Raw genomic sequence first — 26,337 nt, 5'->3', positions numbered from 1 at the left:
TGTTCTCCGTTAGCCGACACGAACCTTGGGCCGCGTAAAGCGCCCGTACACCGCGTACAGCACGAGTGTGGCCAGCAAGAGCAGGGCGCCCAGCGCGCAGGCCATGCCCCAGTTGATGGTGACGTTGGTGAAGTAGGCCACGTAATAGCTGACCATCTGATCGTTCGGGCCGCCCAACAGCGCCGGCGTGATGTAGTAGCCCAGCGCGAGGATGAACACCAGCAGCGCGCCGGCCCCGATGCCCGGATACGTCTGCGGCACGTACACGCGCCAGAACGCGGCAAACGGATGGCTGCCCAGCGACACCGCAGCGCGCTGGTACGTGGGCGGGATCGACTTCATCACGCTGTACAGCGGCAGGATCATGAACGGCAGCAGGATGTGCGTCATCGAGATGTACACGCCCACGCGGTTGAACAGCAGCGCAAGCGGCTCCTTGATGATGCCGAGGTCCATCAGCCCGTGGTTGATGAGGCCTTCGGTCTGCAGCAGCACGATCCACGCTGCCACGCGCACGAGGATGGACGTCCAGAACGGGATCAGCACCATCACCATGACCAGATTGGCACGGCGCTCCGGCAGCGAGGCGATCCAGTACGACAGCGGGTAGCCCAGCAGCAGTGCGAACAACGTGACCATCGCGCTGATGACGAAGGTGCGGATGAACACCGTCACGTAGATCTGCTCGTCGGGGTCGGTCGCTTCAATATGGCCGAAGGCATCTTGCCGGTGGTCCAGCGCGGCTAGCAGGTAGAACGGCGACGTGCGGCTGCTGTTCTTGGCGATGGCCTGCCAGTACGTGACATCGCCCCAGCGGTCGTCGAGTTCGAGGAGCTTGGCGCGGGTCTGGGCAGGCGTCAGCGCCAATGGCTTGCCTTGGTCGTCAGCCAGCGGCATGGCGCGCGCCGTCTTGGCAACCAGCGAGCGGAAGCCCGGGATTTCAGTGTTGAGGCGGCGGGCCAGTGCGCCCATCGCTTCACCTTCGCTCACGATCGTGAGGTCTGCGGCAAGCGCGGCATAGGCGGCGTCGGCCGGCGGGCTCTTGCGGTCCCAGTCTTTGAGGGCGATGACCGTCTTGGGCAGCGCATCGGCCACCTCGGGGTTCTGCACGGCGCGCGTGAGCAGGGCGCCGATCGGCACGACAAAGATGAGCAGCAGGAAGATGGCGAGCGGCGCCACCAGCGCCAGCGCCATGGCACGCCTGCGCGCCTCAGCGCTCTTCAACTCGCGTTTGAGTTTGGCCGTCGAATCAGGAACCGATTCAGCCGCGATCGTCATGGTGTTCAATGCTGCCTCGCCATCGCTACGGGAATTCGTCCGGCGGATGCCTTGCCATAGGGCGAGGGCATCCGCGCGGTCACTGCGTTACACCGCTATGCGGTTACTTCGAAGCCCACGAGGCGAAGCGCTGTTCCAGCTCGTCACCGTGGTCGGTCCAGAATTGCAGGTTCTGCAGCACGGCGTTCTTGGCGTTCTCCGGCGAGTTCGGCATGTTGGCCTGCGTCTTCGCGTCCAGCGCCTTGATGGCCGCTACGTTGGCCGGGCCATACGCGATGTGCTTGGCGTATTCCTGCTGCGGCTTCTGCGACAGCGTGTAGGCGATGTACTGCTCGGCCAGCGCCTTGTTGGGCGTGCCCTTGGGGATGGCCCAGTAGTCCAGGTCGTAGATGCTGCCGTTCCAGACCACCTTCAGGTTCTTGCCTTCGCGCTGCGCGGCGTCGATGCGGCCGTTGAAGGCGGTGGACATCACCACGTCACCCGCCACCAGGAACTGCGGCGGCTGCGCGCCAGCTTCCCACCACTGGATGTTCGCCTTGAGCTGGTCGAGCTTCTTGAACGCGCGGTTCTGGCCGTCCTTGGTGGCGAGCACCTTGTAGACGTCCTTCACGGGCACGCCGTCGGCCATCAATGCGAATTCCAGGTTGCCGCGTGCACCCTTGCGCATGCCGCGCTTGCCCGGGAATTTCTTCACGTCCCAGAAATCGGCCCAGCCGGTGGGGGCAGTCTTGAGCTTGTCGGCGTTGTACGCCATCGCGGTCGACCACACGAAGAAGCCCACGCCGCAGGTGCTCGGCGACTCGGGGATCAGATCGCTCTTCTTGGCGATCTTGCTCCAGTCGAGCTTCTCGAACAGGCCTTCATCGCAGCCGCGGCCGATGTCGCCCGATTCGACTTCCACCACGTCCCAGTTGACGTGCTTGGCTTCGACCATGGCCTTGATCTTGGCCTGCTCGCCGTTGTACTCGACCACGGTGACCTTGTTGCCGGTCTGCGCTTCGAAAGGCTTGTTGAAGGCGGCCTTCTGCGCGTCACCATTGGCGCCGCCGAAGTTGACGACGGTGATTTCCGCAGCATGCGCGCCGAATGCAATGGCGAACGCGCCGGCAAGCATGCTCAAACGCGTCTTTGCGATGTGTTTCATTCCTGGCTCCTCTTATTGGCGTGTGGGTACAACGTGTGGTCTTGGCATGCGGGCAGGGTTGCCCGCGTGCGTCATGCAAAAACGCGCAGGTGTTCGGGTGCGAACTCAAGCTGGATCGGTGCGCCCGGCGCGAAGCCTTCGAGCGCGCGCGTGCCCAGCGGCACCTTCACGAAACATTCGGGCTGATCGGGCAGGGCGCAGCGCATGCGCACGTGGTCGCCAAAGTAGACGAGGCCGCGTGTCTGGCCCAGCAGCGCATTGCCGGCAGCGGAGGCGCCCTCGGCCAGGCGCATGCGCTCGGGGCGGATGCAGCCAGTGGCGGTGGCGCCCACATTGGCGCCGGCGATATTGCGGCCCATGATGCGGGCGCCGTCGTTCAGTTGCAGTTCGCAGTAGTCGCCTTCGACGCGGGTGACGGTGCCGCGCAGCGTGTTGCTGTCGCCGATGAAGTTGGCGACGAACTCGTTGCAGGGGCGTTCGTAGAGGCTGTCCACCGTGTCGAGCTGCTGCACGATGCCCTTGTCGAACACGGCCACGCGGTCGGACATGGTGAGCGCCTCGCCCTGGTCGTGCGTCACGTAGACGAAGGTCACGCCGAGTTTTTCGTGCAGCGATTTCAGCTCGTACTGCATGTGTTCACGCAGTTGCTTGTCGAGTGCGCCCAGCGGTTCGTCCATCAGCACAAGCTTGGGCTCGAACACCAGCGCGCGCGCCAGTGCAATGCGCTGCTGCTGGCCGCCCGAGAGCTGCGCCGGGTAGCGCTTGGCAAAGCCTTCCATGCGAACCATCTGCAGGGCCTTGTGCACGCGGTCTGCACGCTCGCTAGCGGAGATCTTGCGCACCGTCAGCGGGTATTCCACGTTCTGCGCCACCGTCAGGTGCGGAAACAGCGCGTAGTTCTGGAACACCATGCCGATGTTGCGCTTGTGCGGCGGCACGTTGTTGAGCAGGGCGCCTTCCAGCCGGATCTCACCGCCGGTCGGGAATTCGAACCCCGCCAGCATCATCAGGCACGTGGTCTTGCCCGAGCCGGAGGGGCCGAGCAGGGTCAGGAACTCACCCTGGTAGATGTCCAGGTCCAGATGCTTGACCACGAGGGTCTCGCCGTCATACGTCTTGCGTACACCGCGAAAGCTGACGATCACGTCGTCGGTCTTCATTGCTGCCTCCTGCCGTTCTCCGATCCTTCCGGGTCGGTCAACATGCCGTGTTGTGACGAATTGTTGATGGACTATAGCGGCTCATTGTTCTGCAAAGTGGACCCAATCCTGGTTATTTGATGGAGCCATTTTTGGCGGCACCTCACGCGCGGCCTACGGGCGTGCGGCCCGTGGCACCACAATAGGGAAAACCCCGGATGCCTTGCCCGAGCAAGCTCGGCGGCCGATCGTGCCGTCGCGTCGACGTGTTTGAGTTTAGGTCGTACGCCAGCCCACGTGCGGCGGGCATAACAGAGCGCGGATGGAACCAATTTTGGCGGAACAGCGAGCCGCTCGGGGCGCGTGGAAATGGTGCGCCGCGTCGTCACGCAAATGGTGCACGGCGTTGGGGAGGTGTGTGGAGCGCTAGGAAGACAATGTTGTCGTGCAGCAACCTGCGTTCAGGCGGCCGGCTCTTCAGCCAATGCCAGCGCCAGGTAGACGCTTACGGTCAGGCCCCCACCGGGCGTTTCCGACAGCGCGACCGTGCCGCCGTGCAGGCGAGCGATCTCGCGCACGATCGCCAAACCCAGCCCGCTCCCGTCGTGGCCTTCCGATGCCGCACCGCGATAGAAGCGGCCGAATACCGCATCGCGCTCGGGTACGGCAATGCCGGGGCCATCGTCTTCCACTTGCAGCACGGCCTGCTCGCCGAGCATCGCCATCGCCTGCCGTTTGACTCGCAGCGTGACGCGCGCGCCGTTTCCGGCGTAGAGGATGGCGTTGTCGAGCAGGTTGCCGATCAGCTCCTGCAGCCATTGCGGCTCGCCGGCCACCGTCACGGGTTCGCCTTCAAAGCCGAGATCGACGCCGGATTTGCGCGCGACGGGCGCCAGTTCCAGCGCGACATCCCCGGCCAGCGTGTCGAGGCGCAGCGGCTGGAGTTGCGGTGCGTAGCCGCTGTCGGTCTCCAGGCGGGACAGCGACAGCAGTTGCTGCACGCCCCGCGCGGCCTCTCGTACGGTACCGTGCAACGGCTCAAGATGGCGGCGGATGCGGTCTCCATCGGGTTCGCGCAGCGCGAGTTCGGATTGCGCCTGGATCACGGCCAGCGGCGTCTTCAACTGATGTGCGGCATCGGCAAAGAAGCGCTTGCGGGCTTGCACCATGCGCAGCAGGCGCGCCACATACTGATTGATGGCCTCGACCAGCGGAGCGACTTCCGCGGGCAAGCCCTGCTGCGGTAGCGGGGCAAGCTCATCGGTGCCGCGTCCGGCAACGGTTTCGCTCAGTTGGCGCAGTGGCCGCAGACCCCGCCTGATGCCCAGCCAGACAATGCCGACCGCCAGCACCACCAGCAGGCCCTCTTGCTGCAGCGAGCCCGCAAGGATCTCGTGCGCCAGCGCTTCGCGCGGCTCCAGGGTCTCGCCTACCAATAGCCACACGAGCTGAATCTGGGCAGACTGGGCGTCGCGCACCGGCACGGCCTGCGCGGCCAGGCGCACGGGCATGCCCTGGAATTGGCTGTCGTAAAAGACGGAGCGATATGGCGCCGGCCGCCGCCCGGTTGGCATGGGCAGGTCGTCATAACCGGTCAGCGTCTTGCCGTTGGCATCGGTCAGGCGATAGAAGACGCTGCTGCCGGTTTCCGATTGGAGAACGTCCAGCGCGAGGTAAGGCAGGTCGATGGCGAACTGCTTGTCGCGAAGGCGCACGCCCTCGCGCATGGCCTTGAGCGACGCTTCGAGCGTACGGTCGAACGCGGCGTTTGCAGCCGTCATGGCCCGCGCATACGTGAGCCACGCGTCGAGCGCGAGCAGCCCCATGAGCGGTAGCAGCAGCCAGAACGAAAGCTGCCGGCGCAGCGTGGGCGGGCTCATCGGCCTGCGTTCGCCGGCGTGCTGGGCGTGGCTTCCAGCAGATAGCCGAGCCCGCGCAGCATGACGATGGCCACGCCGCTGCCGTCGAGCTTCTTGCGCAGGCGGTGCACGTAGATCTCGATGGCATCGGCGTTGACCGATTCATTGATGCTGAAGATTTTTTCCGAGATGGCGGCTTTGTTGACAGCGCGGCCATCGCGCAGCATCAGCACTTCCAGCACGGCACGCTCGCGGCCGGTGAGGGCGAGCAGTTCGCCATGAAGCGTGAAGGCGCCGCTGATGCCGTCGTAGTGCAGCGGGCCGCATTGCAGCTGCGTGCTTTCGTGGCCGTGGCTGCGTCGGATGAGCGCTCGGGCGCGGGCCTCCACTTCGGTCAGGTCGAACGGTTTCGCAAGGTAATCGTCAGCCCCGAGGTTCAGGCCGCGCACGCGCTCTTCCACGGCGCCGTGTGCGGTCAGGATCATCACCGGCAGCGGGTTCTTGCGCGCGCGCAGGCGGCGCAGCACTTCCAGCCCGTCCATGCGCGGCAGACCAATGTCGAGAATGGCGAGCGCGTAGTCCTGCGTGGTGAGCAGCAAGTCGGCCGCGTGGCCGTCATGCACGCAATCGACCGTGAAGCCGGCCTGGCTCAGGGCTTCTTCCAGCGTGCTGGCCAGCTTCAGGTTGTCTTCCACCAACAGGATGCGCATATCGGACGTCTCTCAATCAGCCGCAGAGGAATACAGACATCGCCGCATGTTTTGAAGCTAGGGAAACCCCCGAGAACGCCGCGACACACACCGGCAATTTCCCGCCAATCGAAAGTGAACTGAAAGTGCGCCCCTCATACGATCCGTCCCGCCCAAAGCCCCTGTGACTGGGGCTCTTGCGCAAGGACAACGAATAAGGGAGACCTGATGAACAAGACTTCGATGGCGCTGGCAGTGGTTGCGCTTGCCACCGCCACCACGGCCGCCGCTCAATCCTCCAACGTGACCCTGTACGGGATCATGGATTCGGGTATCGAGTATGTGAACCACGCTGGCCCGAACGGCGGCAGCGCCACGCGCCTCGTCTCGGGCGGCAAGAACACGTCGCGCTGGGGCATGCGCGGCACGGAAGACCTGGGCGGCGGCCTGAAGGCCGTGTTCAACCTGGAAAGCGGCATCGCCATCGACACCGGCAAGCTCGACACCGACAACACGCTGTTCGACCGCCGCGCCGTGGTCGGTCTGGCTGGCGGTTTCGGGCAGGTGGTGGCAGGTCGCACGTTCACGACCACGTACGACTTCATGCTGCCGTACGACCCGATGGGCTACGCGCCGAACTACTCGTGGGCCACGTCGTCCACGGCAACGGGCGATCGCAAGGATGGCCTGTTCTCGCGCGCCTCCAACGCCGTGCGCTATGACGGCAAGTTTGGCGGTCTGAAGCTGGGTGCCACCGTGGGCTTTGGCGAGGCGGCCGGCAACTTCAAGAGCAGCTCCAAGTACGACCTGGGCGTCGGCTACAGCGTGGGCGGCTTCTCGGCCGCAGTCACGTGGGATCGCCAGAACGGTGCAGGCACGAGCACCACGCCGGCAGACACGACCGATTACATCCAGGGCATTCACGCCGGTGCCAGCTACGACTTCGGTGCACTGAAGCTATTTGCGGGCTATCGCAACTACAAGCGCGCCTTTACCACGGCCGCCGCCAGCCTGCGCAGCGATATGTACTGGGCGGGCGCCAGCTACGACGTGACGCCGGCCTTCACGCTGTACGGCGCGGTGTACAAGCAGAACATCAAGGACGGCACGGATGCCGATCCGATCCTGTTCTCTGTGCGCGGCCAGTACGCGCTGTCCAAGCGCACCACGGCGTACCTGTCTGCCGGTTATGCAAAGGCCAAGAACGGCCAGAACGTGAGCCTGTCGCGCGACGTGATCGGCTACGCCAACAACCAGGTTGGCGTGACGATGGGCCTGCAGCACCGCTTCTGATCGGCCGATCGCCCGATCGCTGTAACGAACACGGGCACCTTCGGGTGCCCGTTTTGTTGGATCGGCGCGCTGTTCAGCAGGCCATCAGTCGAGCGCCGGGCGGGATTTCAGCATCCGCCGCACGTCTTTGAAATCGTCAAAGGCGGCAAGGTCTTGCTCGATATTGCGGACGTGTTGGCGGAGCGTAGCAATGTCGATGTCGAGCTTTTGCAAAACGGCGTCCGGCGGCAGCGCCCCGAACTGCTGATACCCGTACGTGTATCGAAACGTCGTCTCGACGCGATGGATTTGCCGGTCCAGCTCGCGCACCTGGTCCTTCAGGATCTGGTTGTAATGCGTCAGCCGCGCTTCGCTGATGTGGTTGATTGAGCGCTGGTCGATGTGTTCAAGCTCAAGCTGCAACTCCAGCAGTTGCAGCAGGTTGTTCTTGTCGTAAGCCTCGTTGACGCGCTGCATGAGGCGTGTCTTCCGCTCTCGCTCCTGCGGATCGCTCTCTCGGTCAGGGTGCAGGGCGCTGGCGAGCTTGCGATAGACCTCTCGGATCGACAGGCTGATCTTCGCCTGTTCGTCTTCTTCCCGTGCTTCTGCGGCCAGTTGCTTGGGAGATTTCTGCCGGGCGGCCCGGCGCGCTTCACGCTTGCTTGCGGCGGCAGCCTTTTTCTCGGCCCGTTGCTCGATGTGCGCGCGGGCGCGTTGCAGCAGCGCTTCCTCTGAATGGTCATCCGTCTCGTCGCCCAGGTCGACCCCGAGCGCTGCTTCCAGCCTCGACTTCATCGCTGCGGCTTGCAGTGCGACTTCGCGGTCGAAGTCTGTGCCGCTGTATTTGTTGTAAAGCGCCTTCAGGCTGGTGTCTTCATCAATCAGATCGCGCGCCAGATCGACGATGAGCGCGGATATCTTGCGGCGCTCGGCTTTGGTAAAGCCGTCGTGCTCATAGACCTGGTCGAGGCTGCGCACAAAGCGGATCTGCAGCTCGTCGCGGGTTCGCTCCAGCGGCAGGAACTCGCTGGCATATCGACGCTGGAACTGGACGGTGGCCGCCTCCCAGTCCGCCAGCCGCTTGCGCCGATTCTCAATTTGCTTGATCAGCGCGTTGAATGCTTTCTGGCCCTTCGACAGCGTTGGTGCGTCGTCCGCGTGCTGATTGGGCGCAATGCTGATGGCTGGGCGGTGTGCCTTGGTCATGGAGCGGAAATGTCGCGGGCTCCGCTAAGGGAGCCCGGCTTGTGTGTCATGTAGCGGCGTTGCCGACCCCGAGCGCCACGTTGGCACTCAGAAACAGGATCAGTCGAGCAACAGCGCGTCGTCGTCCACCTTGGCGCCGCGCGTTTCCTCGAACTTCTGCAGCAAGTGCGGCACGTCCAGGCCGCGGCGTTCCTCGCCTTGCACATCGAGGATCACGTTGCCCTGATGCAGCATCACCGTGCGATCGCCGTAGTCGAGCGCCTGGCGCATGGAGTGGGTCACCATCATCGTCGTGAGCTTGCTTTCCGAGACGATCTTGGCGGTCAACTCCAGCACGAAGGCGGCCGTTTTCGGGTCCAGCGCGGCGGTGTGCTCGTCCAGCAGCAGGATGCGCGACGGCTGCAGCGATGCCATCAGCAGACTTACGGCCTGGCGCTGGCCGCCGGAGAGCAGACCAATGCGGTCGGTCAGGCGGTTTTCGAGGCCCAAGTCCAGCCGGCGCAGTTGCTCGCGGAAGGTCTCGCGCCACTTGCGGTTGGTCGCGAACTTGAAACCACGACGCTGCCCGCGGCACATGGCCAGCGACATGTTCTCTTCGATGGTCAGGTTTTCGCAGGTGCCGGCCATCGGGTCCTGGAACACGCGGGCGACCTTGTCGGCGCGTTGCCACGCGGTCTTGCGCGTGACGTCTTCGCCGTCGATGGTGATGCTGCCCGAATCGACGATGTAGTCACCGCTGATGGAGTTCAGGAACGTCGACTTTCCGGCGCCGTTCGAGCCGATCACAGCCACGAACTGGCCTGACGGGATCTCCAGCGACAGACCGCGCAGCGCGCGCGTCTCGATGGGCGTGCCGGGGTTGAAGGTGAGGGTGAGTCCTTGTGCGCTCAGCATGTCAGTTCCCCTTGGCAGCAGTCTTGGCGAACTTGCCAAACACTTTGCGACGCATGCCGGGCAGCACGAGGGCGATCACCACCAGCGCGGCGGTCACCATGTTCAGATCCTGCGCCTGCAGGCCAATGAAATCGCTGTTGAGCGCCAAGGCGATGAAGAAGCGATACAGGATCGCGCCGACCACCACGGCCAGCGTGGTCAGCACCAGGCGGCGTGCCGGCAGCACGGTCTCGCCGATGATGACGGCGGCCAGGCCGATCACGATGGTGCCGATACCCATCGACACATCGGCGCCGCCTTGCGTTTGCGCGTACAGCGCGCCGGCGAGGGCCACCAGTGCGTTCGACAGCGCCATGCCGGCCAGCGTGGCAGCGCCGGTGGCGATGCCCTGGGCGCGCGCCATGCGCGGGTTGGCACCCGTGGCGCGCAGCGACAGGCCGATCTGCGTGGAGAAGAACCAGTCCACCAGCAGCTTGACGACCACCACGACCACACCCAGCAGCACGGGGCGGAACACGTAGTCGGGCATCCAGTCAGGTTGCAGCAGTGAGAAGACCGTCGGCTCGGAAATGAGCGGCACGTTGGGCTTGCCCATGATGCGCAGGTTGACCGAGTACAGCGCGATCATCATCAGGATACTGGCGAGCAGGTCCATGATTTTCAGGCGCACGTTGAGCCAGCCCGTGATGAAGCCGGCAGCGGCACCAGCCAGGGTGCCACCCAGCGTCGACACGAACGGATCGTGTCCGCCGGCGATGAGCGTGGCCGCCACAGCCCCGCCCATCGGGAAGCTGCCGTCGACAGTGAGGTCAGGGAAGTTGAGGATGCGGAAGGAGATCAGCACCCCGAGCGCCACGAGACTGAAGATCAGACCGATCTCCAGGGCGCCGAGCAATGAAAACAGTGACATGACAGAGTAGGGCGCAGTGGTTGGGCACCGGCCTGTGTGCAATGAACGGGGACGCTTGTGGGTAGCAGCGCAAGCGCCCGGCCATTATGCGGCGGATAGCCACGTTGCGGCTCGGGCAGCCAGACCCGCGCGAGGCCGGCTCCGTCAGGCGGAGGCCGACCCGGCGCCTTGCGAGTTACTTGATGACTTCCTTGGCGTCCTTCAGCAGGCCCGCCGACAGCGTCACGCCTTGCTTCTTGGCCGCGCCTTCGTTCACGAACAGCTCCAGGTCGGTGCTGCCGGCCGAAGCAATCGCGCCCGGCTTCTCACCCTTCAGGATGCGGGCGACGACCTTGCCGGTCTGCTGGCCCAGCTTGTAGTAGTTGATGCCCAGCGCGGCGATGGCGCCACGCTTCACGCTGTCAGTGTCGCCGGCAACCAGCGGAATCTTCGCTTCGTTGGCCACCTTCACCAGCGATTCGTACGCCGACACCACGTTGTTGTCGGTGTTCGTGTAAATCACGTCGACCTTGCCGATCAGGTTCTTGGCGGCCGGGGCGATATCCACGGTACGCGGTGCAGCCGATTCGACCAGCGTCATGCCTTGCGCCGACAGCAGTTTCTTCAGCTCAGTGACGACCACGACCGAGTTGGCTTCGCCCGGGTTGTAGACCATGCCGATACGCTTGGCATTCGGCACCACGCGCTTGATCAGGTCGATCTGCTTGTCCAGCGGAAGCTTGTCGGACACGCCGGTCACGTTGGTGCCGGTCGGCGCCCAGCTCTTGACCAGTTGCGCGGCAACCGGATCGGTCACGCCCGAATACACAACGGGGATCGACTTGGTGGCTGCCACAACAGCCTGCGCCGACGGGGTAGCGATGGCGACGATGGCGTCCGGCTTGTCGCCGATGAACTTGCGGGCGATCTGCGCGGCGGTGGCAGTGCTGCCTTGTGCGCTCTGGTATTCCCACTTCAGGTTCTTGCCTGCGTCAAAACCTTCGGCCTTGAGTTGTTCCTTGGCGCCGTCGCGGATGGCGTCGAGCGCCGGGTGCTCAACGATCGCGAGCACTTCGACCGACTTGGTGGCCTGGGCCAGTGCCGGCGCGGCTTGCAGCAGTGCCATCGGAATGGCTGCAAGCGCTGCAAGGCGGAAGGCGTGCTTGAACGTGGACATAAGGATCTCCTGTTTCCTTTTGGGTGGTTTCGCTCTGGCGGCGAGCGGGATATGCCCGTGCCGGCGTGGTTGGTTTTTCAGACTCTCTTGATTCTTGAGTGCACCGAAGCAGTGCAACGCTGGCGCACGTGGGCGCACATTATGGGACAAATCGCAATGCTTTTCAGCAAACACTTCAAAAGAACTCGGTGGGCAGAAGGGGGATTCCGGTTGTGTGCGATGCAACGCAGCCATCAAATCAAAAAGGGGCACGAGGCCCCTTTTTTCACTGCCCCAACGGGCTGCTGCTTACTGGATCTTCGCTTTTTCGCGCAGGTCTTTCAGCATCGCCTGGAACTTGCTGCGTTGCCAGTTCTGGTCGCCCATCATCATCTCAAGCAGTTGCGGCTTGACGTCTTCGTACGACGGGATCTTTGCGTCGCGCGTGTCGTCCAGGCGGATCACGTGCCAGCCGAATTGCGTCTTGACCGGCGTCTGCGTGATCTGGCCCTTCTTCAGGCCGGTAAGAGCTGCCGAGAATTCCGGCACGTAGGTGCCCGGGTTCGCCCAGTCCAGATCGCCGCCGTTGGCGCCCGATCCCTTGTCCTTCGATTGCGCCTTGGCGATGTCTTCAAACTTCGCGCCGGCCTTCAGCTTGGCAATGATGGCCTTTGCGTCGGCTTCCTTGTCCACCAGGATGTGATGGGCGTGGTATTCCTTGCCGTTGCCGAACTGCGCCTTGATCTTTTCGTACTGCTTGTGCAGTTCGTCTTCGGTGGCGGGGCTGTTCTTGACGTAGTCCTCGAACTCGGCGGCCACGAGCACGTTCAGGCGGGCCGATGCCAGCTGTTCCTGAATGTCGTCGCGCTCCAGCAGACCGCGCTTGGCGGCGTCCTGCTCGATCAGTTCACGGTCGACCAGCATGTCGCGGGCCTTGGCACGCAGCTCGGGCGATTCGGGCTGGCCCGACTTCTTGATCAGCGCGTCCACCTTGGCGCTCGGGATGGCTTTGCCGTTGACCACCGCGGCATTTTGCGCCATGGCCGGAGCAACGGTCGCAGCAAAGGCAACAGCCAGCAGGCTGGCAGTGAGGCTGGAAATCTTCATGGGATTGCGTTCGAGGGAAGGACGAGTGAGCGTGGAATGCGCTTACGTGTTTTCTTCGGGAGTGACCGCGCGGATCGCCAGCGCATGGATTGCCGCCGGCCACAGCGTGTGCAGCGCATCATACACCATGCGATGACGCGCCAAACGGTTCTTGCCAGCAAAGGCAGGGCTGACAATTTCGACGTTGTAATGTCCGCCGCCGGAGGCCGCGCCGGCGTGTCCGGCGTGCTTGGCACTGTCGTCTTCTACGACGAGGTGGACGGGCAGGAATGCCTCGCGCAGGAGGCGTTCGATTTCACGCGGGTCGGCGGCCATCAGCGGTCGTCTCCGATGTTGGCGTCGTTGGCCGCGTTGGCAGGGCGCTCCTGCATATGGCGCGCCAGCCAGACACTTTGCACGAGGATGAACACCACCATCAGCCCCATCGAACCGAACAGCTTGAAGTTGACCCACACGTCGGTGTCGAAGTTGTAGGCCACGTAGAGGTTCAGGCAGCCCATGGCGAGGAAGAACAGGGCCCACACGAGGTTCAGGCGCCCCCACATCGACTCGGGCAGCGATACCTGCTGCTCCATCATGGCGCGGATGAGGTTCTTGCGAACGAACACCACGCTGCCCAGCAGCACAACGCCAAACAGCCAGTACAGCACCGTCGGCTTCCACTTGATGAAGGTTTCGTTGTGGAAGATGAGCGTCGCGCCGCCAAACACGCCGATGATGAGCAGCGACAGCCACTGCATGGCGTCGACCTTGCGGTGCTTGAACCACACCCAGGCGATCTGCAGCACGGTGGCGACCATTGCGACGGTGGTCGCCACATAAATACCGGCCACCTTGAAGGCAGCAAAGAACAGGATGACCGGGAACAGATCGAACAGGAATTTCATGCGGGAACGCGCTTAGGTGGGCAGGTGCGGAAGATCAAGCGCCGAATTTTAGCGCAGCCGAGTTGATGCAATACCGCAAGCCGGTGGGTGCGGGGCCATCTTCGAACACGTGGCCGAGGTGCGCGCCGCAGTTCTTGCACTGCACTTCGATGCGCAGCATGCCGTGCGAGCGGTCGGTTTTCTCGGCGATCACCTCGCCGTTGATGGGCTGGAAATAGCTCGGCCAGCCGCAGCCGGCATCAAACTTGGTCGACGATTCAAACAGCGGCGTGCCGCAGCAGACGCAGTTGTAGACGCCCCGGTCCCAGTGGTCCCAGTACTTGCCCGTGAAGGGACGTTCGGTGGCGGCTTCGCGGGTGACGCGGTATTCGATGTCGGAGAGTTGGTCGCGCCATTCGGCGTCGGATTTCGTGACGGTCATGGTGATGAGACTCCTTGTTGGATTCGGCAACCGCGCAATGGAAGCGATCGGGCGGCTGACGTTGTTTGTCGTGCTGCTGCGGCAATCCTGACAGGCGCGGATTAGAGCATGGTGTCAGTTCCGGCGCATCACGCCTGCCCGCATGTCGGCATGCCGGATCACGACGAGCAGCTCACTTCCAGTGAAGACGCCCAATCGGGCGCAGGCTGCGCGTAGTGCTCGAAGCCGGGGTGATCGTCATACGGGCGGGCCAGCACGGCGCGCAGGTTTTCGACTTCGGAGAAATCCTTTTCCTTGGCGAGGCGGATGGCGATTTCAGCCAGATGGTTGCGCAGCACGTATTTCGGGTTGACGCGGTGCATGGCGGCGGCGCGCTCGTCGTCGGATTGCGGCTCGGCTTGCAGGCGCTGGCGATAGGCGGCCAGCCACGCGTCTGCGGCTGCGCGATCGAAGAAGAAATCGCGCACGGTGCGCGCTTCTGCCGCGGCGGGCGTGTCGTCGCGGCGCACCTCGGCAAGGTGGCGGAAGAACAACGTGTAATCGGTGCGCTGGGTGTGCAGCAGCTTGAACAGGTCGCCGAACAGCGTTTCGTCTTCGTCCTGCGCGGTGGAGAGGCCCAGCTTGGCGCGATAACGTGCGTAGAAGGCTGCGCCGTACACGTCGCGGTACGTCAGCAGCACCTTTTGCGCGGCGTCGATGGCGGGTTGAGCCTGCGCTTCGTCGCTCAAGTTGACGAAAACGTCGGGATCTTCGCCAAACAGCGGCAGCAACGCCTGCGCCAGGCAGAAGAGGTTCCAGTAGCCGATCTGTGGCTGCTGGGCATAGGCGTAACGGCCGCCGGTGTCGGAGTGGTTGCAGATGTGGTTGGCGTTGAAGCCATCCAGGAAGCCGAACGGGCCGTAGTCGAGCGTGAGGCCGAGGATCGACATGTTGTCGGTGTTCATCACGCCGTGGCAGAAGCCAACGGCTTGCCAGTCGGCCATCAGTTCAGCGGTGCGGCGGGCGAGTTCACGCAGCAGGGCCAGATACGGTTGCGGCTCGCTGCGGCAGGCGGGGTAGAAACGGTCGACGACGTAATCGGCAAGTGCGCGCAGCTGGGGCAGTTGTTCGCTCGCCGCAAAGTGCTCGAAGTGGCCAAAGCGCACGAACGACGGTGCGAGGCGCGTGACAACGGCGGCGGTTTCGAGCTCTTCGCGGCGAACGGGGGCGTCAGCGCCGGTCACGCACAGGGCGCGGGTGGTTGGAATGCCGAGGCCGGCCATGGCTTCCGAGCACAAAAATTCGCGGATGGACGAGCGCAGCACAGCCCGCCCGTCACCCATGCGCGAATACGGCGTACGGCCGGCACCTTTGAGCTGGACTTCGCAGGGGCCTTCGGCGGTCTGCAGCTCGGCCAGCAACAGGGCGCGCCCATCGCCCAACTGCCCGGCCCACACGCCGAACTGGTGGCCCGAATACACGGTGGCGAACGGATCGCTCCAGGGGGCGACGGCGTTCCCGGTAAAGACGGCCAGCCCGGCGGGGGTGTCAAGTTCTGCTCGCGCAAGGCCGAGCGACGCTGCGGCGTCCGGCGAGAAGCCCACCAGATAGGGCTGGCCAATCGGTCCGGAAGGCATGGGCATCGGCGGCAGGCGCGTCAGAAAGTGTTCGCCCAGCGCGGAAAAACCGGGGGCTGCGGTGGGACGGCCACGCCAGTCGAAAGAGCTCGCAAGGGAATCGTCAGGCAAGGCGGGGGGGGAGGCAGTCATGGGATGGGGCGGCAGGGCATGCGGCGGATAGCACAGGAAACGGCGCAAAAACAGTGCCGAACCTTCAAATGTTGTGCGCTTTGCAGCGCAGCAAAATACGCTTTACGTAGGGGAAAACGCCATGTTGAGACGCAGCAACGCTATCGCGTATTGTACTTGCGAGTAAAGAAAGCTGCAGCCTGCGAACCCTTGCACCACAACGATTCACAGGGTTTTTCAGATGGCCGGGTAAACATGGGGGCCGATGTGGCAGCGCACAACAATATCCCGTTGACGTGGTTGGCGATCACGGGAACAATCGGCCAAAAAATAGAACGGTTGTTCAGTTTTTTCTAGGAGACACCATGGCCCTGATGGGACAAATGATGAGCGCCCCTTTGCTCATCTCGACCATCATCGAACACGCCGCGCGCAATTCCGGTTCGACTGAAGTCGTGTCGCGCCGCGTCGAGGGCGATATCCATCGCACCACGTACCGGCAAGTGCGAGACCGCTCCAAGCAACTGGCAAATGCGCTGGCCGCACTCGGTGTGCAGCCCGGCGAGCGTGTCGGTACGCTGGCCTGGAACGGCTATCGCCACCTTGAGATTTATTACGGCGTGTCTGGCTCGGGTTCCGTATGCCACACCATCAATCCGCGGCTGTTTCCGGACCAGATCGCCTACATCGTCAATCACGCTGACGATCAGTACGTTTTCTTCGACCTGACGTTCGTGCCGCTCATCGAGGGCATTGCACCGCATTGCCCCAACGTGAAGGGTTGGGTGGCGATGACCGATCGCGCGCACATGCCCACCTCCAGCGTGCCGATGCTCTGCTATGAAGAGCTGCTGGAGGCGCAGAGCGCCGACTACACCTGGCCGCAGTTCGACGAGAACACCGCAGCCGGCCTGTGCTACACGTCGGGCACCACGGGCAACCCGAAAGGCGCGTTGTATTCGCATCGATCGACGGTACTGCATTCGTATGCGTCTGCGTTGCCGGATGCGCTTGGGTGCTCGGCGCAGGACGTGATCCTGCCGGTGGTGCCGATGTTCCACGTCAACGCCTGGGGGCTGCCGTATTCGGTGCCGCTGGTGGGCGCCAAGCTGGTCTTCCCCGGCCCAAAATTGGATGGCGCTTCGCTGTACGAGCTGTTCGAGCAGGAGAAGGTGACGTTCTCTGCCGGCGTGCCGACCGTGTGGCTGGGCTTGCTGCAACACGTGCAGGTCAACAAGCTTCAATTCTCGACGTTCCGCAAGACCGTGATTGGCGGTTCGGCTGCGCCGCCGGCCATGATTCGCACGCTCAAGGAACTGGACGTGGAAGTCATCCACGCGTGGGGCATGACCGAGATGTCACCGCTGGGCACCACGTGCAAGCTGATGGGCAAGCATGCTGACCTGTCGGATGAGGCCAAGCAGCACGTGCTCGAGCGTCAGGGTCGCGCCATCTACGGCGTTGAAATGAAGATCGTCGATGCTGAAGGTCAAGAGCTGCCGTGGGACGGCAAGGCCTTTGGCGATCTCTACGTGCGCGGGCCGTGGACGATCCAGAGCTATTACCGCAACGACAAGTCGCCGCTGGTCGACGGCTGGTTCCCCACGGGCGACGTGGCGAACATCGATGCCGACGGCTACATGCAGATCACCGATCGCAGCAAGGACGTGATCAAGTCAGGCGGCGAATGGATTTCGTCCATCGATGTGGAAAACGTGGCCGCCGCGCACCCCGGCGTGCACATGGCCGCGTGCATCGCGTGCCATCACCCGAAGTGGGACGAACGCCCGTTGCTGGTGGTGATGAAGAAGCCCGGTGTGGAACTCACGCGCGAGGAGATGCTCAAGTTCTTCGAAGGCAAGGTCGCCAAGTGGTGGATTCCGGACGACGTGGTGTTCGTCACCGAAATTCCGCTCACCGCTACCGGCAAGATGCAGAAGCTGAAACTGCGCGAGCAGTTCAAGGATTATCAGTTTCCCGCTGTACAGGCTTAGCGACATATAGAAACCGCCGCCCGTGCATGGGTCACCCCGGCACGAGGACGGCGGACGTAAGACAACCGGATCAGGGCCGGCCGCCGCGCGACAGACACGTCGACGCGGTGGAATGAAGCCCGGGCGCGTTGCAACCTGGAGACGCAAGCAGCCGCACGCCCACCAGTGGCACGCGGAGAGTGACTCGCCGGCGGCTCCACCACATGAAGGAGACACGCATGACGAAGTTCCGTCCGTTGGTTGTGGCTGTTGCATGTGTTGCGGCAATCGGTGGGGCAGTCCTGCCCACTGCATCGTCCGCCGCCGAAACCGTGAAGATCGCCTGGATCGATCCGTTGTCCGGCCTGATGGGCGCTCTGGGCCAGAACCAGTTGCGCAGTTGGCAGTACATCGCCGATCTCGCCACGCAGAAGAACTGGGCCGGCGACGGCACAAAGTTCGAAGTGGTGGGCTTTGACAACAAGCTCTCGCCGCAGGAGAGCCTGACGGCGCTCAGGCAGGCGGCCGATCAGGGCATCCACTACATCGTGCAGGGTAACGGCTCGAGCGTCGGCATGGCGCTGGAAGACGCCGTGGCCAAGTACAACGAACGTCATCCGGGCAAGGAAATCGTCTACCTGAACTACGCCGCGGTGGACCCGGACATGACGAACAGCAAGTGCAATTACTGGCACTTCCGCCTGGACGCCAACTCCGATATGAAGATGGAAGCGCTGACCAGCTTTCTGGCGAAGGATCCGAAGGTCAAGAAGGTCTACCTGATCAACCAGAATTATTCGTTCGGTCATCAGGTAGCGCGTGCGGCCAAGGAATATCTCAAGCGCAAGCGTCCAGATATCGAGATCGTGGGGGAAGACCTGCACCCGCTGGCGCAGGTGAAGGACTTCTCGCCGTACGTGTCGAAGATCAAGTCGTCGGGTGCCGATACCGTCATCACCGGCAACTGGGGCAGCGACCTGGCGCTGCTCATCAAGGCCGGCAAGGATGCAGGCCTGAACGCGAACTTCTATACGTACTACGCCTCGACCACGGGCGTGCCGACAGCGATGGGCTCTGCCGGCGCAGATCACGTGAAATACGTGGGCTACTGGAACGTCAACAACGACGGCTTCAAGGGCGCCGATATCGTCGAGGGCTACAAGAAGAAGTACAACGACGATTACTACCTCATGGCCTCTTATACCGGCATTGCCATGCTGGCCAAGGCCATCAAGCAGACCAAGTCCGTCGAGCCTGCCAAGGTTGCCAAGGCCTTTGAAGGCATGAAGGTCGACAGTCTGAACGGCACCTTCGAGATGCGCGCGTCTGACCACCAAGGCCAGCAGCCGCTCTACATCGCCACCTGGGAAAAGACGAACGGCAAGAACGTCAAGTTCGACCAGGAAAACACCGGCTACGGCTGGAAGACCGACGCTGTGCTCGATCAGTACGTCGCGTCGCAGCCGACCTCCTGCCAGATGAAGCGTCCGCAGTAAGGTCGCGGGTGGTGTGCCGAAGGGCTGCCCGATGCTATCGTGCGGCGATGTTTTAAACGGAGTCCATGGGCCACGCATTGATGCGTGCGTCCCATGCTCCGCCGAATCTGCTGGAAGGGCTGCAGCGTGGAATTTCTAGTCATCAATCTCTTGAATGGCATCAGCTACGGGCTGTTGCTGTTCATGTTGTCTTCGGGCCTGACGCTGATCTTCAGCATGATGGGCGTTCTCAATTTTGCGCATGCCAGCTTCTACATGCTCGGCGCGTATTTCGCCTATGTCGTCAGCGGTTATCTGGGCTTCTGGGCCGCGCTGATCGTGGCGCCGCTGCTCGTGGGTGCGCTGGGCGCCGTGGTCGAGCGCTACGGCCTGCGCACGGTGCACCGCTATGGCCACGTCGCCGAACTGCTGTTTACCTTCGGTCTGGCCTATCTGATTGAAGAAGGCGTGAAGCTGGTGTGGGGCCTGCCCGCCGTGGCGTATCGCGTGCCGGACGCACTGGACGGCCCGCTGTTCACGCTGTTCACCTCGTCGTTCCCCAAGTACCGCGCCTTCATGATGCTGGTGTCGCTGCTGATGCTGGTGGGCATCTTCCTGCTGCTCACACGCACGCGTATCGGGCTTGTCATTCAAGCCGCGCTCACGCATCCGGACATGGTCGAAGCGCTGGGCCACAACGTGCCGCGCGTGTTCATGCTGGTGTTCGGCGGCGGCTGTGCGCTGGCCGGCTTGGCGGGCGTGATTGGCGGCAATGCCTTCGTGACCGAGCCATCGATGGCGGCAGCGGTCGGCTCCATCGTCTTCGTGGTAGCGGTCGTGGGCGGCATGGGGTCTCTGGTGGGCGCGTTCATCGCGTCGCTGCTGATCGGCTGCATCCAGACCTTTGCCGTCACGCTTGATATCTCGGTAACCAGCGTGCTGGAGAACATCGGCGTCACGCTCAATCCGGACGTGCCGCTCATCTCTGTCTGGAACCTGACGATTGCGCAAGTCGCACCGGTGCTGCCGTATCTGCTACTGGTGCTGATGCTGATCTTCCGCCCGCGTGGGCTGATGGGTACGCGGGAGAGCTAAATGGAACGCACCATGCACCAACAAGCGCAACAACAAGCCGCGCTGCCGGCCAACGATCGAGCGCGGACGATGAAATTCAAGCCAGTCAATCTTGCCCGCTGGCTGCTCTGGGGCACCACCGCGCTGGTGATGATCGCGCTGCCGCTTATCTGGCCGCAGGGCTTTGCCATCACGCTGCTCTCGCAGATGGGCATCATGATCATCTTCGCGCTCTCGTACAACATGCTGCTTGGCCAGTCCGGCATGTTGTCGTTCGGGCACGCGGTGTACGCCGGCCTGGGCGCCTTCATGGCTGTGCACGTGCTCAACAAGATCGGCGCCATGCAGACGCTGGGCATCGGTGGGCCGCTCGCCGTTGCACTATTGCCCATTGCTGGCGGCCTGGGCGGCGCGCTGTTCGGCGTGATCTTCGGCTACGTCACCACCAAGAAGGCCGGCACGACGTTCGCCATGATCACGCTCGGTATCGGCGAGATGGTGTTTGCCAGTGCGTTGATGTTTCCGGACTTCTTTGGTGGCGAGGGCGGTGTCTCCACGAACCGCAGCATTGGCGATGCGCTGTTTGGCGTGACGTTCGGGCCTGGGCGCCAGGTGTATTACCTGATTGCCGCGTGGTGCCTGATTTCGATGGCGCTGATGTATGCGTGGACGCAGACGCCGCTTGGCCGCATCGCCAACGCCGTGCGCGACAACCCCGAGCGCGTTGAGTTCATCGGCTACAACACGCAGCGCGTGCGCTTCCTGGTGGTGATCCTGTCTGCGTTCTTCGCGGGCATTGCCGGCGCGCTGTCGTGCATCAACTTTGAGATCGTGACCGCGGAGAACGTGTCGGCAGTGCGTTCGGGCTCGGTGCTGCTGGCGGCCTTCATTGGCGGCATGGGCAGCTTTTTCGGGCCGATCATCGGCGCGGTGCTCACCGTGTTCTTTACCGTGGCGCTGTCGGGCATCACCAAGGCGTGGCTGCTGTACCTGGGCTTGTTCTTTGTGCTGATGGTCATGTATGCGCCGGGCGGCATTGCCAGCCTTCTGGTCATGCACCTGCCGATCATGCGGCGCGGCAAGCTCAAGACGCTGCTGCCGGCTTATGGCGTGGCGATCGTGCCGGCTGTCATTCTGCTGGTTGCGTTGATCTCCACCGTGGAAATGATCTACGCAGTGCAGGACGACGCCTCGGGTGGCGTTGCCACGCTGTTTGGCTTGTCTGTCGAACCGAATACCCTCAAGCCGTGGATTGTCACCGCCGTGCTGTGGTTGGTGGGCGCTTTCGGCCTGCGTGCCGCGGCCGGCAAGCTGCGCACCGCTTGGGACAACGCATTGCAGGAGCCGCAACCATGAGCCAACCGATATCTGGGCCGACCGCTGCGCTCGAGTTGCGCGATGTTCGCAAGCGCTTTGGCGCAACTGAAATCATTCGAGGGGTCAACCTCACCATTGGCAAGGGCGAGCGCCATGCACTCATCGGCCCGAACGGCGCTGGCAAGTCGACCACGTTCAACCTGATCTCGGGCCGCTTCCCGGCCAGCTCCGGAAGCGTGCGCCTGAACGGTGAAGAGATCAGCGGCCTGGCGCCGTTTGAGATCAACCGCAAGGGCCTGTCGCGCAGCTTCCAGATCACCAACATCTTTCATCGGTTGTCGGTGTTCGAGAACCTGCGCTGCGCGGTGCTCTGGTCGCTCGGCTACAAGTATTCGTTCTGGCACAAGCTGGCCGAGCTGCGTGACGCACGCGAGCGCGCTGAAGAAGTGCTCGAGCAGATCGGCATGACCCATCGGCGAGACGCCGCCGCAGGCCTGCTGACCTACGCCGAGCAACGGGCGCTGGAAATCGGCGTCACCATTGCGGGCGGTGCCGACGTGATCCTGCTGGATGAGCCGACCGCCGGCATGAGCCGCTCCGAATCCGACCACGCGGTGGACCTCATCCGCAAAGTCACGGTCGGCAAGACGCTGGTGATGGTCGAGCACGACATGAGCGTTGTGTTTGGCTTGGCCGACCGCATCTCGGTGCTCGTCTATGGCGAAGTAATTGCCACCGACACGCCCGAAGCCATTCGCAATAACCGCCGCGTGAAAGAGGCCTACCTCGGCACCACGCTGGACGAACCTGCAGGAGCGCATTGATGGCAACAAATACTCCAATGTTGGAGGTGCGCGACCTGCACGCGTACTACGGCAAGAGCCACATCCTGCACGGCGTCGACATGCACGTAGGCGAGGGCGAGATCGTTGCGCTACTCGGGCGCAATGGGGTGGGGCGTTCGACCCTGGCCAAATCCATCATGGGCATGGTCCGGCACGAAGGCGAAATCCTGCTGCGCGGCAAGAGCGTGAGCGGCCTGCGAACCTTTGAAGTGGCGCACAAGGGCATCGGCTATGTGCCCGAGAACCGAGACATCTTCCCCACGCTGACTGTCCGGCAGAACCTGCTGCTTGGTGAGAAACGCAACCCGAGTCAGCCCAAGCCGCGCTGGCAGGTGGAAGACATGTATCAGATGTTCCCGCGTTTGAAGGAGCGGGAGAACACGGCTGCAGGTGTGCTGTCGGGCGGCGAGCAGCAGATGCTGACGCTGTGCCGCACGCTGATGGGTGACCCCGATTTCATCATCATCGACGAGCCGACCGAAGGTCTTGCGCCGCTGATCGTGACACTCGTGGGCGAGTACCTGAAGACGCTCAAGGAGCGGGGGATTTCCGTGCTGCTGGTGGAGCAGAAGCTGGCCATTGCCCTGGACATTTCACAACGCGTCTATGTGATGGGGCACGGGCAGATTGTGTTTGAAGGAACGCCCCAGCAGTTGAAAGCCGATGCGAAAGTCCGGCAGGAGTGGTTGGAGGTTTAAACGCTGTAGGTCAAACCACGCTGCACCGAAAGCCCGCATGGACATCCGTGCGGGCTTTTTTCGGGCGGTCAGTTGACAACCGTGCCTGCTGCAGTGGCTTTGGTGGCGCTTCCGGCTTGCTGCAGATGCTCCCCGCTGAACTGCATCTCCGAGTACTTCACGAACCGCGTCTTGAATTTCCAGCGGTAAGCCAGCCAGATCGCGACAAACAGGATCACACCGCAGTACGTTGCGATGAAGGCGCCAAAGTTTTCCACGGGTGCAAACAGCGCTTTGGTGTTCTGCCCAAGAATGATCACCACGCACAGGATCGCCACCATGATTGGCCCGAACGGGAAGAACGGCGACCGATACGCCAGTTGCTCCACAGAATGCCCCTGGCTCGTGAACCCCTTGCGGAACCGGTAGTGCGCCAGCGCAATGCCGAACCACGCGATGAAGCACGTTACCGCAGACGTATTCAGCAGCCACAGGTAGACCACTTGGTCGCCAAACAATGAACTGAAGAAGCACAGCGCGCCAACGGCGGATGTGGCCAGCAGCGCGCGGTGCGGCACGCCGTTGGCCGACACCTTGGCAAACCAGCGCGGCGCCTGGCCTTCGAGCGACAGGTCGTACAGAATCCGCGTCGACACATAGAGGCTCGACGTGCCGGAAGACAGCAGCGCGGTCAGCACCACCGCATTCATCATCCCGGCGGCAAACGCGAGGCCCGCATGCTGGAACACCAGCGCAAACGGGCTGACGCCGACGTCCGTCGCTTCATTGCGCAGCAGGTTCGGGTCGGTGTACGGCAGCAGCACGCCGATGATCAGGATGGCCAGCACATAGAACAGCAAAATGCGCCAGAACGTCTGGCGGATGGCTCGCGGGATCGTGCGGGAGGGGTTCTCCGCCTCGCCGGCGGCAACGCCAATGGTTTCGACGCCCTGGAACGAGAACCCGGCAATCATCGCCACACCGACCATGGCCGGCACGCCGCCCACGAACGGCGCATCGCCCACGGTGAAGTTCTGCCAACCCGACTGCGGCCCGCCGTGCATGATGCCGAAGATCATCGCCAGACCGATCAGCAGGAACACGATGATCGTCACCACTTTGATCATCGAAAACCAGTATTCCGCCTCACCAAAGCCGCGCACGGAGAAGGCGTTGAGGCCGAACATGAGCAGCAGGAACGCGGCGCTCCAGACCATGCCCGATAGGCCCGGAAACCAATACTTCATCACCAGCTGTGCGGCGGCCAGTTCCACGGCAACGGACACGGCCAGTGCAAACCAATAGTTCCATCCCAGCGCAAAGCCGAAGCCTTCTTCCACATACAAGCGGCTGTAAGTTACGAACGAGCCTGAGACGGGTAGATGCACCGCCAGCTCGCCAAGACTCGTCATCAGGCAATAGACCATCACGCCGATGAGCGTGTAGGTCAGCAGTGCGCCGCCGGGGCCGGCCTGCGCAATGGATGCGCCGGACGCGACGAACAGCCCCGTGCCGATGGCGCCGCCCAGGGCGATCATCATCAGGTGGCGCGAGCGCAGGCGTCGGCGCAGTTCGGATTGGGCTTCGAGGCCGGTGGGGGTGATGGATGTGTGCATAGCCGGTGGCGCCGGAGTGGGCGGCCCAATGAAAACGCCCGCCGGATGCTGCGCAAACGGCGGCGGAGCGGGTGTGATTACTGCGTAGAGTTCGCGACGGTTGGCAATTCAGGGCCGGGGTCTTGGCCGGCCAGCGAATCGCGCAGCACGGGCGGGCGCGGGAAGTGCATGTCCTGGTAACGGACAATGCCGCCGCCACGCACGAGCCGGTAGCCGATCCAGATCAGGAAGAACACTGGGATGCCGATGTACGTGGCGATCACCGCCGGCCAATCAACGGTGCCTGTGGTGAACGCCTGGTAGTTCTGGCCGAGCGTGATGACCAGGCACAGCCCAAACGCGAACAACGGGCCATATGGGAAGAACTTAGAGCGGTACGGCAACTGCGCCGGATCATGCCCCTGCGCTACGAGCCCCTTGCGGAAGCGATAGTGACTGATGGCAATGCCGAGCCATGCCACGAAGCCGGTCATGCCCGAGGTGTTCAGCAGCCACAAGTAGACCGTCTTGTCGCCATACAACGAACTCAGGAAGCAGAGCGCGCCGACGGCGGTCGTGGCCAGCAGCGCATTGCGTGGCACACCGTTGCGGGTGAGTTGCGCAAAGATGCGCGGTGCGCGGCCCTCGGTGGCCAAGTTGTAGAGCATCCGCGTGGACGCATACATGCCCGAGTTGCCGGCCGACAGCACAGCCGTCAGGATCACCGCGTTCATCAGGCCTGCGGCAAACGCTAGGCCTGCGTGCTTAAAGACGAGCGTGAAGGGGCTCACGCCAATGTTCGTCACTTCCGTCGACAGCAGATTCGGATCGGTGTACGGCACCAGCACGCCGATGATGAAGATCGCCAGCACGTAGAACAGCAGGATCCGCCAGAACACCTGCTTGACCGCACGCGGAATGGTGCGCGCCGGGTCGGCCGATTCGCCGGCCGCCACGCCAATCAGCTCTGTCCCCTGGAACGAGAACCCCGCGATCATCGCCACGCCGATCATCGCCGGCAGCCCACCCACAAACGGCGCATCGCCCATCGTCAGGTTCTGCAGGCCCGATTGCGGACCACCCTTCAGGATCCCGAAGATCATCGCCAGGCCAATGCCGATAAAAAGGATGACGGTGACGACCTTGATGAGTGCGAACCAGTATTCCGCCTCGCCAAAACCGCGCACCGAGATGGCGTTGAGCAGGAACATGATTGCGAGAAACACAGCGCTCCACAGCACGCCCGGCACATCGGGGAACCAGTAATGCATGACGAGCTGCGCGGCCGCCAGCTCAACGGCAATCGTCACGGCCCAGTTGTACCAATAGTTCCAGCCAAGCGCGAAGCCGAAGCCTTCGTCCACATAAAGGGCGCCGTAGGTGGCAAACGACCCGGAAACCGGCATGTAGGCGGCAAGCTCGCCCAGGCTGGTCATCAGGAAATAAACCATTGCCCCGATGAGGATATAGGCGGCAAGCGCGCCTCCGGGGCCGGCCTGCGAGACCGACGCGCCCGAGGCGACGAAAAGCCCGGTACCGATCGACCCGCCGATGGCGATCATGGTGAGATGGCGCGCGCGCAAGGTGCGGCGCAAGCCCGGCGTCTCTGAGGACGGGGTAGCGTGTTCTGACATGGATACAGAGTGGTCGATTTTGCTCGGATCGCGAATCAAACCGACGAAATGTGACGAGACGTTCCCGCGCCTGGTAGGC

Annotated in this window: 23 protein-coding genes; 7 read left to right on the top strand and 16 right to left on the bottom strand. The window is 63.1% G+C overall.

The window, feature by feature from the left end:
• Positions 1-9: 9 nt before the first annotated feature.
• From ACCD03_RS16370 to ACCD03_RS16350, 5 genes are all read right to left on the bottom strand, one after another.
• Complete coding sequence (locus tag ACCD03_RS16370) at positions 10-1,278, bottom strand: ABC transporter permease (protein ID WP_413412294.1); 1,269 nt, start codon at positions 1,276-1,278, stop codon at positions 10-12.
• A 103-nt stretch (positions 1,279-1,381) separates the two neighbouring features.
• The gene (locus ACCD03_RS16365; protein ID WP_092970280.1) at positions 1,382-2,422 is read right to left on the bottom strand and encodes an ABC transporter substrate-binding protein; all 1,041 of its coding nucleotides are present in this window, start codon (positions 2,420-2,422) and stop codon (positions 1,382-1,384) included.
• Positions 2,423-2,493: 71 nt separating this feature from the next.
• The gene (locus ACCD03_RS16360) at positions 2,494-3,582 is read right to left on the bottom strand and encodes an ABC transporter ATP-binding protein (RefSeq protein WP_413412293.1); all 1,089 of its coding nucleotides are present in this window, start codon (positions 3,580-3,582) and stop codon (positions 2,494-2,496) included.
• A 440-nt stretch (positions 3,583-4,022) separates the two neighbouring features.
• Positions 4,023-5,441, bottom strand: coding sequence for a sensor histidine kinase (locus ACCD03_RS16355; RefSeq protein ID WP_045206298.1), 1,419 nt, complete (start codon positions 5,439-5,441; stop codon positions 4,023-4,025).
• Positions 5,438-6,130, bottom strand: coding sequence for a response regulator (locus ACCD03_RS16350; RefSeq protein ID WP_024975617.1), 693 nt, complete (start codon positions 6,128-6,130; stop codon positions 5,438-5,440). The genes ACCD03_RS16355 and ACCD03_RS16350 overlap by 4 nt, the downstream gene beginning before the upstream one ends.
• A gap of 207 nt (positions 6,131-6,337) precedes the next feature.
• Here ACCD03_RS16350 and ACCD03_RS16345 point away from each other — a divergent pair, with 207 nt between their 5' ends.
• Positions 6,338-7,402, top strand: coding sequence for a porin (locus ACCD03_RS16345; RefSeq protein ID WP_413412292.1), 1,065 nt, complete (start codon positions 6,338-6,340; stop codon positions 7,400-7,402).
• A gap of 84 nt (positions 7,403-7,486) precedes the next feature.
• Here ACCD03_RS16345 and ACCD03_RS16340 read toward each other — a convergent pair whose 3' ends face one another.
• The 9 genes from ACCD03_RS16340 to ACCD03_RS16300 form a co-directional block, all read right to left on the bottom strand.
• Positions 7,487-8,587, bottom strand: coding sequence for a J domain-containing protein (locus ACCD03_RS16340; RefSeq protein WP_413412291.1), 1,101 nt, complete (start codon positions 8,585-8,587; stop codon positions 7,487-7,489).
• 99 nt (positions 8,588-8,686) lie between these two features.
• Positions 8,687-9,481, bottom strand: coding sequence for an ABC transporter ATP-binding protein (locus ACCD03_RS16335; protein ID WP_413412290.1), 795 nt, complete (start codon positions 9,479-9,481; stop codon positions 8,687-8,689).
• Position 9,482: 1 nt separating this feature from the next.
• Complete coding sequence (locus ACCD03_RS16330) at positions 9,483-10,391, bottom strand: ABC transporter permease (protein WP_316675125.1); 909 nt, start codon at positions 10,389-10,391, stop codon at positions 9,483-9,485.
• A 175-nt stretch (positions 10,392-10,566) separates the two neighbouring features.
• Positions 10,567-11,547, bottom strand: coding sequence for an ABC transporter substrate-binding protein (locus ACCD03_RS16325; protein WP_413412289.1), 981 nt, complete (start codon positions 11,545-11,547; stop codon positions 10,567-10,569).
• A gap of 288 nt (positions 11,548-11,835) precedes the next feature.
• A complete protein-coding gene (locus ACCD03_RS16320; RefSeq protein ID WP_045206305.1) occupies positions 11,836-12,633 on the bottom strand; it encodes a peptidylprolyl isomerase in 798 nt (265 codons plus the stop codon).
• Between the two features lie 42 nt (positions 12,634-12,675).
• Positions 12,676-12,948: a BolA family protein gene (locus ACCD03_RS16315; protein ID WP_045206306.1), complete on the bottom strand. Its 273-nt coding sequence runs from the start codon at positions 12,946-12,948 to the stop codon at positions 12,676-12,678.
• Positions 12,948-13,520, bottom strand: coding sequence for a septation protein A (locus ACCD03_RS16310; protein WP_045206307.1), 573 nt, complete (start codon positions 13,518-13,520; stop codon positions 12,948-12,950). Before ACCD03_RS16310 ends, ACCD03_RS16315 begins: the two co-directional genes overlap by 1 nt.
• Positions 13,521-13,554: 34 nt before the next feature.
• Positions 13,555-13,941 carry a peptide-methionine (R)-S-oxide reductase MsrB gene (gene msrB, locus ACCD03_RS16305; RefSeq protein ID WP_045206308.1) on the bottom strand — a complete coding sequence of 129 codons (387 nt, stop codon included), beginning with the start codon at positions 13,939-13,941 and terminating at the stop codon, positions 13,555-13,557.
• Between the two features lie 158 nt (positions 13,942-14,099).
• Positions 14,100-15,689, bottom strand: coding sequence for a protein adenylyltransferase SelO (locus ACCD03_RS16300; RefSeq protein ID WP_413412288.1), 1,590 nt, complete (start codon positions 15,687-15,689; stop codon positions 14,100-14,102).
• 344 nt (positions 15,690-16,033) lie between these two features.
• Between ACCD03_RS16300 and ACCD03_RS16295 the strand changes: the two genes are divergently transcribed.
• The 6 genes from ACCD03_RS16295 to ACCD03_RS16270 all read left to right on the top strand — a co-directional run bounded on the left by ACCD03_RS16295 (position 16,034) and on the right by ACCD03_RS16270 (position 23,050).
• Complete coding sequence (locus ACCD03_RS16295) at positions 16,034-17,662, top strand: 3-(methylthio)propionyl-CoA ligase (protein WP_413412287.1); 1,629 nt, start codon at positions 16,034-16,036, stop codon at positions 17,660-17,662.
• A 218-nt stretch (positions 17,663-17,880) separates the two neighbouring features.
• Entirely contained in the window at positions 17,881-19,137 is a 1,257-nt protein-coding gene (locus tag ACCD03_RS16290) for a branched-chain amino acid ABC transporter substrate-binding protein (RefSeq protein WP_413412286.1), read from the top strand.
• 126 nt (positions 19,138-19,263) lie between these two features.
• On the top strand, positions 19,264-20,211 hold the full coding sequence (locus ACCD03_RS16285) for a branched-chain amino acid ABC transporter permease (protein WP_045206413.1): 948 nt from the start codon (positions 19,264-19,266) through the stop codon (positions 20,209-20,211).
• Positions 20,212-21,546, top strand: coding sequence for a branched-chain amino acid ABC transporter permease (locus tag ACCD03_RS16280; RefSeq protein WP_413412285.1), 1,335 nt, complete (start codon positions 20,212-20,214; stop codon positions 21,544-21,546). It abuts the gene before it with no gap.
• Positions 21,543-22,331 carry an ABC transporter ATP-binding protein gene (locus tag ACCD03_RS16275; protein ID WP_045206313.1) on the top strand — a complete coding sequence of 263 codons (789 nt, stop codon included), beginning with the start codon at positions 21,543-21,545 and terminating at the stop codon, positions 22,329-22,331. The genes ACCD03_RS16280 and ACCD03_RS16275 overlap by 4 nt, the downstream gene beginning before the upstream one ends.
• Entirely contained in the window at positions 22,331-23,050 is a 720-nt protein-coding gene (locus ACCD03_RS16270) for an ABC transporter ATP-binding protein (RefSeq protein ID WP_045206314.1), read from the top strand. The genes ACCD03_RS16275 and ACCD03_RS16270 overlap by 1 nt, the downstream gene beginning before the upstream one ends.
• Before the next feature lie 68 nt (positions 23,051-23,118).
• On the opposite strand, the gene ACCD03_RS16265 is transcribed toward ACCD03_RS16270, so the two are convergent.
• Together ACCD03_RS16265 and ACCD03_RS16260 are read right to left on the bottom strand one after the other, a co-directional pair.
• Complete coding sequence (locus ACCD03_RS16265; protein ID WP_045206315.1) at positions 23,119-24,645, bottom strand: amino acid permease; 1,527 nt, start codon at positions 24,643-24,645, stop codon at positions 23,119-23,121.
• Positions 24,646-24,722: 77 nt separating this feature from the next.
• Positions 24,723-26,258 (bottom strand): amino acid permease, encoded by a 1,536-nt coding sequence (locus tag ACCD03_RS16260; protein WP_045206316.1) that lies wholly within the window; start codon positions 26,256-26,258, stop codon positions 24,723-24,725.
• Between the last annotated feature and the right edge of the window lie 79 nt (positions 26,259-26,337).

The organism is Ralstonia sp. Ralssp135 (assembly GCF_047304345.1).
In the GTDB taxonomy this organism is placed as follows: domain Bacteria; phylum Pseudomonadota; class Gammaproteobacteria; order Burkholderiales; family Burkholderiaceae; genus Ralstonia; species Ralstonia chuxiongensis.
The sequence above is the reverse complement of the archived record's forward strand: the minus strand, read 5'-3'. Positions and strand labels throughout refer to the sequence as shown.